Raw genomic sequence first — 12,348 nt, forward strand, 5'->3', positions numbered from 1 at the left:
GCTGCTGAGGAGAGATCCACGTGAACAGCACCGCCGTCGTCCGCATCGACCGACTGCTCTACACCCCGGAGGAAGCCGCCGAAGTGCTGAGTTTCGGCCGCTCCACCGTCTACGAACTGATGGCCGCCGGAGAGCTGAAGTTCGTCAAGCGCGGCCGGTCGCGCCGCATCAAGCGGTGTCACCTCGAAGAGTTCGTCAACGCCCTGGAAGCGCAGTCCTGCTGAGCATGCGCGATGGGACCCCGGGCCGCCCGCCCGGGGTCCCATCGCGTTCGGAGGAGTACATGAGCCCCCGCAAGGCCAACATGGAGTCGTCCATCTACCTCGGCGCCGACGGCTGGTGGCACGGCCGCGTCACGATGGGCGTGAAAAACGACGGAAGCCCCGACCGACGCCACCGACGCGCGAAGACCGAAGCGGAGGTGCGCCGCAAGGTCCGCGAGCTGGAAGCGCTGCGCGACAAGGGCCGGGCCCCCAAGGCCGGCCGCAAGCCGACCGTCGCGCAGTGGATGGAGACCTACCTGACCGAGATCGCGAGCCTGAAGCTCAAGCCGCGTTCCCTGGACGACTACTGGTCGAAGACCCGCAACGACATCAACCCCGGCGTGGGACAGCACCGGCTCGACAAGCTCGCCCCGGAGCATCTGGAACGGATGTACCGCGCCATGCTGGACGAGGGACACGCCCCGTCGCACGTCCTCAAGGTGCACCGCATCCTGTCCCGCGCACTCAAGATCGCCCACCGCCGTCGGATCATCGGCGAGAACGTAGCGACACTGGTCGACCCGCCGACCGTCGATGAGACCGAGGCGAACCCCTTCACCACCGAGGAAGCCAAAGCGTTCCTGGAAGCCGCGGCGAAGCGGCCCACCTTCATGCGGTGGTGCGTCGGTGTCGGCATGGGCTTCCGGCAGGGCGAGACGCTCGGCCTGCGCTGGTCGTACGTCGACCTGGAAAACGAGCTGTTTCACCCCCAGTGGCAGCTCCAGCGACTCACCTGGCGGCACGGCTGCAAGGACCCCCACGGCTGCGGTGCTCGACTGCACCGGTTCGAGCCCTGTCCGCCGGACTGCCAGACGCACAGGAGCTACAAGCGCGGGTGCCCCAAGCCGTGCCCGAAAGGCTGCACCCGGCACGCGAGCGCGTGCCCGGAGCGCAAGAACGGCGGACTCGTCTTCACCCGGCCGAAGACGAAGAAGAGCCGGAACCCGGTACCGATTCCCCCGCCGTTCGTCCCCTACCTGAACGAACACAAGGAACGGCAGAACGCGCTGCGAGAGGCGGCCGGGGACTCCTGGGAGGAGAGCGGCGCCGTCTTCACGCGGCCGGACGGCCGGCCGATCGACCCCCGGGCCGACTGGGAGGAGTTCAAGGAGCTGCTCGCGGAAGCCGGGATCGACGACCGCCGGCTGTACGACGGGAGTCGCCACACCGCCGGCACGATCCTCAACGAACTGGGGGTCGACATGCCGACCATCATGGAGATCCTGCGGCACACCCAGATCAGTCAGACCCGGCGATACGTGAAGGGGCGCTCGCACCTCTCGAAGGACGCGATGCGCCGCATGGGCGACGCCTTCATGCCTCGCCCGGAACCCTCGACTGAGACCAGAACTGAGACCGGCGACAGCCGTGCGGCCCGCGCGCGGCTCCGCCGTCGCGTGCGCTGAACGACGAAAGACCAGCTAGGAACGTTCCTAGCTGGTCTTTCCGATGGAGCCGCTTTCGGGATTCGAACCCGAGACCTACGCATTACGAGTGCGTTGCTCTGGCCATCTGAGCTAAAGCGGCGCGCTGCCCGCACTATGGTGCGATCAGCAACGTCGGTAAGTCTACACAGTTTCCCGGGGTGCTTCGTACCCGCCCCGGAGCAGGCGGCTCCGGGGCGGTCGGCGGGGCTATGAGCAGCGCTTTCCGCTGGCCGGCGGGGTGCCTCGGAGGAGGTAGGCGTTGATCGCCGCGTCGATGCAGGCGCTGCCGCGGCCGTACGCCGTGTGGCCGTCGCCGTCGTAGGTCAGGAGGCGGGCGGAGGAGAGCTGGCCGGCCAGGGAACGCGCCCAGCGGTAGGGCGTCGCCGGGTCGCGGACGGTGCCGACGACCACGATCGGCGCCGCCCCCTCGGCCTCGATGCGGTGCGGCTCGCCCGTCGCCCGCACCGGCCAGTACGCGCAGTTCAGCGATGCCCAGGCCAGGCCCCTGCCGAAGACCGGGGACGCCTTCTCGAAGGCGGGCAGCGCCTTCTCGACCTCGCCGGGGCCGGAGAACGCCGGGGGCAGGTCCAGGCAGTTCACGGCGGCGTTGGCCATCATCAGGTTGCTGTAGTGGCCTTTTGTGTCGCGCTCGTAGTAGCTGTCGGAGAGGGCCAGCAGGCCGGCGCCGTCGTGATCCTTCATCGCCGAGGTGAGCGCCTGGCGCAGTTGGCCCCAGGACCCCTCGTCGTACATCGACGCGATCACCCCGGTGGTGGCCAGCGCCTCTCCCAGCTTGCGGCCGTCCTTGTCGCCGGCCGGGACGGGGCGGGCATCCAGGCTGCGGAAGAACGCCCGCAGGTGGTCGCCGACCTGCGCGGGCGTCGCGCTCCTGCCGCCGAGCGGGCAGTCGGACTGCCGTACGCAGTCCTTCGCGAACGCCTGGAACGCCGTCTCGAAGCCCGCCGTCTGGTCCAGGTTCAGCCTGCGGGCGTCCAGGGAGGGGTCCATCGCGCCGTCCAGGACCATCCGGCCGACCCGCGCGGGGAACAGCCCGGCGTACGTCGCCCCGAGGAACGTGCCGTACGACGCCCCGACGTAGTGCAGCTTCCGGTCCCCGAGCACCGCCCGCAGGATGTCCATGTCCCGGGCCGCCTCGACGGTGGAGACGTGCCGCAGCAGCCGCGCCGACCGCGCCCCGCAGCCCTCCGCGAACTCGCGGTCCGCCGCGACGACCGCGCCCTGTTCCCGCGGGTCGTCGGGGGTCAGATCGGTCTGCGTGTACGCGTCCATCTGCCGTCCGTCGACACATTCGACGGGCTCGCTGCGGGCGACGCCCCGCGGGTCCACCGCCACCATGTCGTAGCGGGCGCGTACCTCCTCCGGGTAGCCGAAGCCCGCGTACTGCTGGAGGTAGGCGACCGCCGAGCCGCCCGGGCCGCCCGGGTTGACCAGCAGCGAACCGAGCGCCCTGCCCTTGCCGGTGGCCTTCTTGCGGGCGACGGCGAGCCGGACGGAGCCCGCGTCGGGGTTCGCGTAGTCCAGCGGGGCCTTCATCGTGGCGCACTGGTAGCCGGGGGCGCCGCAGTCACGCCACCCCAGCCGCTGGCCGTAGTACGACGTGAGGGCCGACGGCGTCGCGCGCGGCAGCGCGGCCAGCGCCGCCTCCTCCACCGTCCCGCCCGCCGGCGTGGTCGAGATGCCGGCGGAGCAGGCGGACACGAGCAGGGCGGCGGCCGTGAGAAGCGCGGCCGTGAGGCGGGCCGGCGGCCGGGGGCGGATGCCCTGGGTCCGGCGGGAGTGGGGGGATGGCCTGGTATACACCAGGCGAGCGTAACGCTGCGCGATGGATCGGGTGCGCTCTGTGGGCTTTGTGCCTCCTACGAGGGACACGGGGACGGAGTACGGGGGACACGGGGACGGAAGCGGACACGGCCCGTGGACGCCAGCGCTGCCCTTGGCGCGTGCGCGTGGACGTCGCCGCTGGCCCCTGGGCGCGTGCGCGTGGACGTCGTCGCGGCCCCTTTCGTACGAGCGCCCGCCAGCCGTCCGGCGCCGGCCGTCGGTCCTGCCCACGCTCATGCCCGCGCCCGCGCCCGCGCCCGCCGCCGCGCCCGGCGGCGTCGTCCCGTCCGCCCGGTCGGTGTCAGCCGGCTCTCAGGGCCATCGTCATCGCCTCCACCGCCAGCAGCGGAGCCACATTGCGGTCCAGGGCGTCGCGGCAGGCGGCGATCGCCTCGATGCGGCGCAGGGTGGACTCCGGGGTGCTGCCACGGGCCAGCCGGTCCAGGGCGTCCTCGGCGTCGGCGTTGGCGAGCGCCACACGGGTGCCGAGCTGGAGGGCGAGGACATCGCGGTAGAAGGCGGTGAGGTCGCCGAGGGCGACGTCCAGGCTGTCGCGCTGCGTACGGGTTCTGCGGCGCTTCTGCATGTCCTCCAGGTCCTTCATCACCCCCGCCGTGCCCCGTGGCAGCCGGCCGCCCTGGGACGCGCCGAGCGCCGCCTTCAGCTCCTCGGACTCCTTGCCGTCCGTCTCCTCGGCGAGTTGCTTGGCGTCCTCGGCCGCCGCGTCGACCAGCTCCTGGGCGGCCTTGAGGCAGGCGCCGACCTCGTCGAGCCGCAGCGGCAGCCTCAGCACGCCGGCCCGGCGCTCACGGGCCGCCGGGTCGGTGGCGAGGCGGCGGGCCCGGTCGACATGGCCCTGGGTGGCGCGGGCGGCGGTCGCGGCGACCTCGGGTTCGATGCCGTCGCGCCGTACGAGCATGTCGGCCACGGCGTCGACGGACGGCGTGCGCAGGTTCAGGTGCCGGCAGCGGGAGCGGATCGTCGGCAGGACGTCCTCGATGGAGGGGGCGCACAGCAGCCAGACCGTGCGGGGGGCGGGCTCCTCGACGGCCTTGAGGACGGCGTTCGCCGACTTCTCGTTCAGCCGCTCGGCGTCCTCGACCAGGATGATCTGCCAGCGGCCGTTCGCCGGGGAGGTGAAGGACTTGCGAACCGTGTCCCGCATGTCCTTGACCAGGATCTCGGCACCGACCGCTGCGACGGCGCTGACATCCGCGTGGGTGCCGAGCAGCGCGGTGTGGCAGCCGTCGCAGAAGCCGCAGCCGGGGGTGCCGCCGAGCGCGCGGTCCGGGCTCACGCACTGCAGGGCCGCGGCGAAGGCCCGCGCCGCTTGGTTCCGGCCCGCGCCGGGCGGGCCCGTGAACAGCCAGGCGTGCGTCATCTTCGACGCCTCGGGCAGCGGCTGGGCCGCAGCGGCGGCCGTGACGAGGGCGTCGGCGTCCCGCGCGGCGGCGTCGAGCACCGCGCTCACCTTCTCCTGCCCGACGAGGTCGTCCCATACGGTCATGGGTCACGCCGTCCTTCCGTCACATTCCGCGTTCCGGCATCCATTGTGCGGGTGACCACTGACAGCCGAGGTCCACCGGCGAGAACACGGCCGCCGGCGGCGGCGACGGAAACGCCCCGGCACACCGGCCCTCGCCGGTGTGCCGGGGCGTTGATGCCCAGCGGGAGCGTGCCGGTCAGCCGCGCCGGCCCCGGCCGCGGCCCCTGCGGCCCTGCTCCTCGCCCCGGCCGTCGCCGTGGTCGCCGCCCTGGTCGCCGTACTCCCCCTCGTCGTACGAGCCCAGCAGCTCGTCGGCCAGCGTCGGCAGGTCGTCCAGCGGGGTTTCCTCGGCCCAGTCGGAACGCGGCCGGCGCCGGGGTGTGCCGTCGGCGTCGATCTGGGGCATCTCACGCGTGCGCGGCTCGGAGCCGTCGGGACCCGCGGCGGGCCGCTCGTCCCGGAAGAAACCGGACGGCATCCGGTCCGCCGGGGCGTCATCGCGTACGGGGGGCAGCACGGCCGTCTCGTCGGCCGCACCCCGTGCCACCGACGGCAGCTCGGCCGTCTCGTCGGCGGACACCTGCGGCAGCACGGCCGTCTCGTCCGCCGCGCCCGGGATACGCGGCAGCACCGCGGTCTCGTCGGCGGGACCGGGGGCCGCCGGCGGCTGCGGCAGCTCGGCCGTCACCTCGGAGTCGGCACGGGCGTCCTGAGCGGACCGACCGCCCCGGCCCCGGACGTCGTCCGCGGGGGCGTCGCGCTCCTCACGCACCGGCCGCAGCACCGTCGTCTCGTCCGTGGCCCGCGTGTCCGCGGCGCGCGTGTCCGTGCCCGGCCTGCCCGCGTCCGGTGACACCACCGGAGTGGGGACCGTGGACGCCTCGGGAACCACGCCCGGTGCCGCCGGCCGGGGCGCGCTGGGCCTGCGGGCCGCCGCGTCGGCCGCAGCCGCCGCCTCGGCCGCCTGCCGGCGTGCCTCCTCGGCCCGCAGCAGCGCCTCCTCGGCCTTGCGCTGCGCCTCCAGGCGCCGGGCATCCTCCTCGGCGCGCAGGCGGGCCTGCCGGGCCTCTTCCTCCGCACGCAGCCGGGCCGCTTCCTCGGCCTCCTTGCGGCGCCGCTCCTCCTCGGCCTTGCGGCGGGCCTCCTCCTCGGCGCGCGCCTTCTCCTCGGCGAGCAGCCGCTGCCGCTCCTCCTCCGCGCGCCGGTGTGCTTCCTCGGCCCGCTGGCGGGCCTCCTCCGCCTGCCGTTCGGCCTCGCGCCGCTGCGCCTCTTCCAGCTCGCGCCGCTTGCGCTCCTCCTCCTCGGCACGCAGCTTGGCGAGCTGTTCCTGGCGCTCGCGCTCCAGGCGCTCCTCCTCGGCCTTGCGGGCGGCCTCTTCCTCGGCCTTGCGGCGGGCCTCCTCCTCGGCCTTCCGCCGGGCCTCCTCCTGGGCCTTGACCTCGGCCTCGGAGAGCGGCAGCACGATGTCCAGCCGGTGCCGGACCACCGTGGTGACGGCCTCGGGCTCCTGCCCGGCGTCCACGACCAGGTAGCGGCCCGGGTCGGAGGCGGCCAGCGTGAGGAAACCGGACCGCACGCGCGCGTGGAACTCCGCAGGCTCCGACTCCAGCCGGTCCGGCGCCTCGGTGAACCGCTCGCGGGCGGTCTCCGGGGGGACGTCCAGCAGGACCGTGAGGTGCGGGACGAGCCCGTTGGTGGCCCAGCGGTTGATGCGGGCGATCTCGGTGGGGGACAGATCGCGGCCGGCGCCCTGGTAGGCGACGGAGGAGTCGATGTAGCGGTCGGAGATGACCACCGCGCCACGCTCCAGGGCGGGGCGTACGACCGTGTCGACGTGCTCCGCGCGGTCGGCCGCGTACAGCAGCGCCTCCGCGCGGTGCGACAGGCCCGCCGAGGACACGTCCAGCAGGATGGAGCGCAGCCGCTTGCCCACCGGGGTGGCACCGGGCTCGCGGGTCAGGACCACCTCGTGGCCCTTGGCGCGGATCCACTCGGCGAGCGCCTCGGCCTGGGTGGACTTGCCGGCGCCGTCGCCGCCCTCCAGGGCGATGAAGAAGCCGTCGGCCCCCGGGACCTGCACCGGGTCGTCGCCGCCGAGCAGCGCGTCCTTGAGGTCCTGGCGCAGCGGCACGCCGGACCGGTCGTCGACCTTGGCGAGCACCAGCGCGGCCACCGGCAGCAGCAGCGCGCCGACCAGCATCAGCGTGAAGGCGGCACCGCCGTGCGCGAAGACGAACCTGCCGTTCTCCAGCCGGTGCGGGCCGATCAGCGCCGCGACCAGGGGCGCGATCAGGGCGCCGAGCGCTATGAAGACACGGACCACGGCGTGCAGGTGCTCGGAGGTGCGGGCCCGGCGGTAGTCCTCGGTCTCCTGGTCGAGCAGGGTGTGCCCGGTGTTGGCGGCCACGCCCGCGCCGGTGCCGGCCAGTGTGACGATCAGCAGGACCGTGGTGACGTCCGGGACCAGACCGGCGGCGAGCAGCGCGATGCCGGTGACGGCGATCGCGAGGGCCAGCAGGCGGCGGCGGGAGAGCGAGGGGAGCAGCGCGGGAGCGGTGCGGATACCGAGGGCGACGCCGCCGGTCAGGCCCAGCACCAGCAGGCCGTACAGCACCGGGCCGCCGCCCAGGTCCTTGGCGTGCAGCACGCACACGGAGACGGCCGCCGCGATCGCCCCGGCGACTCCGGCGCAGGCCGGGACGAGGAGCGGGATGGCGCCCGTACGTCCCTTGTCGACGCCGGTGCCGGTGCGCGGGCGGCGCAGGCCCTCCAGCGGGGACCGCGGGCGCGGGGTGCGCGTGTCGGGCAGTTCCAGGTAGGTCAGCACGGACAGCGAGGCGGCGAACAGACCGGCCGCCACATACGACCCGAGGGCCGCATGGTGCTGGTCGAACCAGGCCACGCCGGTGCCCAGCAGGTTGTTCAGCAGGCCGGCGACCACCAGGGCAGTGGCGGCCAGCGGGACCGCGAGGAAGCTGGTGCGCAGCGCGAGGCGGCGCAGGGCGTCGAGGTGGTCCGGCAGCGGCCGGACGGTCGCGCCCTCCGGCGGCGGGGCCGGCAGCAGGGCGGGGGCGGCGCTCTCCCGGCACACGGTCCACAGCCGCTCGGCGACGCCGGTGACGAAGGCGGTGACCAGCAGGACGGCCAGCGCGTTGTCCGGGGTCCAGTCGATCCACAGGGGCGCGACGATCAGCAGCGCGGCGCGCAGGCCGTCGGAGCCGACCATGGTCCAGCGGCGGTCGAGCGGACCCTCCTGGGCGGTGAGCGAGGTCACCGGGCCGAGGAGGACGGCACCGAAGAGCAGCGCGGCGACGACGCGCGCGCCGAAGACCGTCGCCACTGCGAACGCCGCGCCGCGGTAGCCCCCGCCGAACGCCCCTTCCGCTATCGACGCCTGGAGGACCAGGACGACCAGGACGAGCAGGGAGAGGGCGTCGCCGACGCCGCTCACCAGCTGCGCGCTCCACAGGCGCCGCAGCTGCGGGCGGCGCAGCAGGGAGCGGACGGCGCGCTCGCGGGAGTCCGCGACCAGGGCGTCGTCCGGTTCTGTGGAATGGGCCGTTGGCTGCTCGGCTCGCGTCATGCGTTCAGCCTATCCGCAGCGACTGACAGCACACCTCACGTGTCCGGACGTACGCCCGCCCCGGCACCGAGACGGTGCCGGGGCGGGGGCGGGCGTTCGTTTCGCGAAGCCGCGGACGGCCGTAGCACGGGCAGGTCCTACGGCAGCAACGCCGGCGGACCGCCGCACGGACCGGAGATCGATCCGCGCGGAGCGGATTCGGCCCACAGACCGGGTTCGGCCCACAGATCGGGTTCGGCCCACAGACCGGATTCGACCCGCGCGGAACAGATCCGCGCTGACCAGGTCCGCGCTGACCAGGTTTCGCGCGGACCAGGTTCGGTCCGCGCGGAACAGGTCAGTCCTCCGCGCCGGAAGCCGTCGACTTGGCGGCCGTCGCCTTCTTGGCGGTGGTCTTCTTCGCGGTCGTCTTCTTCGCGGCGGCCGTCGTCTTCTTGGCGGCCGTCTTCTTGGCGGCGGTCTTCTTCGCCGGGGCGGTCTTCTTGGCCGTCGTCTTCTTCGCGGCCGTCTTCTTGGCGGGGCCCTTCGCGCGCTTCTCGGCGAGCAGCTCGAAACCACGCTCAGGAGTGATCGTTTCGACGCTGTCACCCGAGCGGAGGGTCACGTTCGTCTCGCCGTCGGTGACGTACGGGCCGAAGCGGCCGTCCTTGACCACGACCGGCTTGGCGGAGACCGGGTCCTCGCCCAGTTCCTTCAGCGGCGGCTTGGCGGCGGCCCGGCCACGCTGCTTCGGCTGGGCGTAGATCGCCTGCGCCTCCTCCAGCGTGATGGTGAAGAGCTGGTCCTCGGACTGCAGCGAGCGCGAGTCCGTGCCCTTCTTCAGATACGGGCCGTACCGGCCGTTCTGCGCGGTGATCTCCACGCCGTCGACGTCCGTGCCCACTGTCCGCGGCAGCGACATCAGCTTCAGCGCGTCGTCGAGCGTCACCGTGTCGAGCGACATGGTCTTGAAGAGCGAGGCCGTGCGCGGCTTGACCGCGTTCTTGCCGGTCTTCGGGGTGCCCTCGGGGAGGATCTCCGTGACGTACGGGCCGTAGCGGCCGTCCTTGGCGACGATCTGGTGGCCCGACCGGGGGTCGGTGCCCAGCTCGAAGTCGCCGCTGGGCTTGGCCAGCAGCTCCTCGGCCAGCTCGACGGTCAGCTCGTCCGGCGCCAGGTCGTCCGGGATGTCGGCACGCTGGTGCTGCTCGGTGTCCTTCTCGCCGCGCTCGATGTACGGGCCGTAGCGGCCGACGCGGAGCACGATGTCGTTGGCCACCGGGAACGACGACACCTCGCGCGCGTCGATCGCGCCCAGGTCGGTCACCAGCTCCTTGAGGCCGCCGAGGTGGTCCCCGTCGCCGTTGCCGGCGTCGGCCGCGCCGCCCGTGGCGGTGCCCTCGCCGAAGTAGAAACGCTTCAGCCACGGCACGGCCTTGGCCTCACCGGCCGCGATGCGGTCGAGGTCGTCCTCCATCCGGGCGGTGAAGTCGTAGTCGACGAGCCGCCCGAAGTGCTTCTCCAGGAGGTTCACCACGGCGAAGGACAGGAAGGACGGCACCAGGGCCGTGCCCTTCTTGAAGACGTAGCCGCGGTCCAGGATCGTGCCGATGATCGACGCGTACGTCGAAGGGCGGCCGATCTCGCGCTCTTCCAGCTCCTTGACCAGGGACGCCTCGGTGTAGCGGGCCGGGGGCTTGGTCGCGTGGCCGTCGACCGTGATCTCCTCGGCGGCCAGCGCGTCGCCCTCGGCGACCTGCGGCAGCCGGCGCTCGCGGTCGTCCAGCTCGGCGTTCGGGTCGTCGGCACCCTCGACGTAGGCCTTCAGGAAGCCGTGGAAGGTGATCGTCTTGCCGGAGGCGCTGAACTCGGCGTCCCGGCCGTCGGCGGCCGTACCGCCGATCTTCACCGTGACGCTGTTGCCGGTCGCGTCCTTCATCTGGGAGGCGACGGTCCGCTTCCAGATCAGCTCGTAGAGCTTGAACTGGTCGCCGGTCAGGCCGGTCTCGGCGGGCGTGCGGAAACGATCACCCGAGGGACGGATCGCCTCGTGCGCTTCCTGCGCGTTCTTGACCTTCGCGGCGTAGGTGCGCGGCTGCGGCGGCAGGTAGTCGGCGCCGTACAGCTGCGTGACCTGGGCGCGGGCAGCGGCGACCGCCGTGTCGCTCAGCGTCGTGGAGTCCGTACGCATGTACGTGATGTAGCCGTTCTCGTACAGCTTCTGGGCGACCTGCATGGTCGCCTTCGCGCCGAAGCCCAGCTTGCGGCTGGCCTCCTGCTGCAGCGTCGTCGTACGGAACGGCGCGTACGGCGAACGGCGGTACGGCTTGGACTCGACGGAGCGTACGGAGAAGCGGGTGTTCTCCAGGGCGGCGGCGAGGCCGCGCGCGGTCGCCTCGTCGAGGTGGAGGGTGTTCGCGCCCTTGAGCTGGCCCAGGGAGTCGAAGTCGCGGCCCTGCGCGACTCGCCTGCCGTCGACGCTCTGCAGGCGGGCGACCAGCGACGACGGGTCCGACGAGTCGCCGGCGCGGCCGGTCGCGAAGGTGCCCGTCAGGTCCCAGTACTCAGCCGAACGGAACGCGATGCGCTCGCGTTCCCGCTCCACGACGAGTCGTGTGGCGACGGACTGCACGCGGCCGGCCGACAGCCGGGGCATGACCTTCTTCCACAGCACCGGGGAGACCTCGTAGCCGTAGAGACGGTCGAGGATGCGGCGGGTCTCCTGGGCGTCGACCAGCCGCTGGTTGAGCTGGCGCGGGTTGGCGACGGCCTCGCGGATCGCGTCCTTGGTGATCTCGTGGAACACCATGCGCTTGACCGGGATCTTCGGCTTCAGGACTTCCTGGAGGTGCCAGGCGATCGCCTCGCCCTCCCGGTCCTCATCGGTGGCGAGGAACAGCTCGTCGGAGTCCTTCAGCAGGTCCTTGAGCTTCTTGACCTGTGCCTTCTTGTCAGCGTTGATGACATAGATCGGCTGGAAGTCATGTTCTACGTCCACACCGAGGCGGCGGACCTCGCCGGTGTACTTCTCCGGCACCTCCGCGGCGCCGTTGGGAAGGTCGCGGATGTGCCCGACGCTCGCCTCTACGGTGTAGCCGGGGCCGAGGTAGCCCTTGATCGTCTTCGCCTTGGCAGGCGACTCGACGATGACGAGTCGGCGACCGCCCTGTGCGGTCTCGCTGGTCGGGGACAACTTCGCTCTTCTCTCCGGTCGACGCTGGGGCCTCCCCAGGCCTTCGTCCCGGGGTCGCGGCGCACTGCTGGCTCGTGTGACGCTGCGGAGTGTGACGCTACATCCCGCCCCCGTGTCAAACGGGAAAAGCCCACAACGGCCACTCGAACGGTAACCCGACTACCGCCATTCCTGCCGCCCGGACTGCCCGGTCATTCCCGCGCCCCTGTCCGGAGCGTGACGCTCCCCTTACGCCGCGGACGCGGTGACCACCGGCCTCAGAGCCGGGTCAGGCAGTACACGCCGAGGGCCAGCGCGGCCGTTCCGGCCAGGCTCGCGACGGTCGCCGATGCGACCCGACTCACACCCAGGGCCACCGGCTCCCCGCGCCGAAAACGCGTCCCGGTCCAGGCCAGCAGACCGGCCCCGAACAGGGCGAACACCACTCCCGCGAAGATCGCCGGCCCACTCTCCATCGCCCGCCCACCCGTTCCCTGCCCTCGGCTCCGCCCAGCGCCGGGAGGGTGGCACGCGCGGGAGTCGGGCGGGCGACATCGGGGTGAACGGGAGGTCGACGCACAACCGAACGCGCGTAC

At 72.7% G+C, this 12,348-nt stretch carries 7 protein-coding genes and 1 tRNA gene; 2 read left to right on the forward strand and 6 right to left on the reverse strand.

The annotated features are described in order from the left end of the window. Positions 1–20: 20 nt before the first annotated feature. The gene (locus ACF073_RS20610; protein WP_392071944.1) at positions 21–224 is read left to right on the forward strand and encodes a helix-turn-helix domain-containing protein; all 204 of its coding nucleotides are present in this window, start codon (positions 21–23) and stop codon (positions 222–224) included. A gap of 59 nt (positions 225–283) precedes the next feature. Then, positions 284–1,669, forward strand: a complete 1,386-nt coding sequence (locus tag ACF073_RS20615) for a tyrosine-type recombinase/integrase (RefSeq protein WP_392071946.1) — start codon at positions 284–286, stop codon at positions 1,667–1,669. Positions 1,670–1,713: 44 nt separating this feature from the next. On the opposite strand, the gene ACF073_RS20620 is transcribed toward ACF073_RS20615, so the two are convergent. The 6 genes from ACF073_RS20620 to ACF073_RS20645 all read right to left on the reverse strand — a co-directional run bounded on the left by ACF073_RS20620 (position 1,714) and on the right by ACF073_RS20645 (position 12,228). Further along, positions 1,714–1,790: transfer RNA gene (locus tag ACF073_RS20620), tRNA-Thr, on the reverse strand. Between the two features lie 107 nt (positions 1,791–1,897). After that, the gene (locus tag ACF073_RS20625; RefSeq protein ID WP_392071948.1) at positions 1,898–3,511 is read right to left on the reverse strand and encodes an alpha/beta hydrolase; all 1,614 of its coding nucleotides are present in this window, start codon (positions 3,509–3,511) and stop codon (positions 1,898–1,900) included. Between the two features lie 322 nt (positions 3,512–3,833). Further along, complete coding sequence (locus ACF073_RS20630) at positions 3,834–5,039, reverse strand: DNA polymerase III subunit delta' (protein ID WP_392071949.1); 1,206 nt, start codon at positions 5,037–5,039, stop codon at positions 3,834–3,836. A gap of 175 nt (positions 5,040–5,214) precedes the next feature. Beyond that, positions 5,215–8,601: a dTMP kinase gene (gene tmk, locus ACF073_RS20635; RefSeq protein WP_392071951.1), complete on the reverse strand. Its 3,387-nt coding sequence runs from the start codon at positions 8,599–8,601 to the stop codon at positions 5,215–5,217. A gap of 337 nt (positions 8,602–8,938) precedes the next feature. Next, positions 8,939–11,773 carry a type I DNA topoisomerase gene (topA, locus tag ACF073_RS20640; RefSeq protein ID WP_392071953.1) on the reverse strand — a complete coding sequence of 945 codons (2,835 nt, stop codon included), beginning with the start codon at positions 11,771–11,773 and terminating at the stop codon, positions 8,939–8,941. 257 nt (positions 11,774–12,030) lie between these two features. Next, positions 12,031–12,228, reverse strand: coding sequence for a hypothetical protein (locus tag ACF073_RS20645; RefSeq protein WP_392071955.1), 198 nt, complete (start codon positions 12,226–12,228; stop codon positions 12,031–12,033). Positions 12,229–12,348 lie beyond the last annotated feature (120 nt).

The organism is Streptomyces sp. NPDC015171 (assembly GCF_043079545.1).
Classification (GTDB): domain Bacteria; phylum Actinomycetota; class Actinomycetes; order Streptomycetales; family Streptomycetaceae; genus Streptomyces.

Excerpts from the sequence above, each read along its gene's own strand:
- ACF073_RS20615 (WP_392071946.1), top strand. The coding sequence starts at position 284 with ATGAGCCCCCGCAAGGCCAACATGGAGTCGTCCATCTACCTCGGCGCC.
- ACF073_RS20630 (WP_392071949.1), bottom strand. The coding sequence starts at position 5,039 with ATGACCGTATGGGACGACCTCGTCGGGCAGGAGAAGGTGAGCGCGGTG.
- tmk (WP_392071951.1), bottom strand. The coding sequence starts at position 8,601 with ATGACGCGAGCCGAGCAGCCAACGGCCCATTCCACAGAACCGGACGAC.
- ACF073_RS20645 (WP_392071955.1), bottom strand. The coding sequence starts at position 12,228 with ATGGAGAGTGGGCCGGCGATCTTCGCGGGAGTGGTGTTCGCCCTGTTC.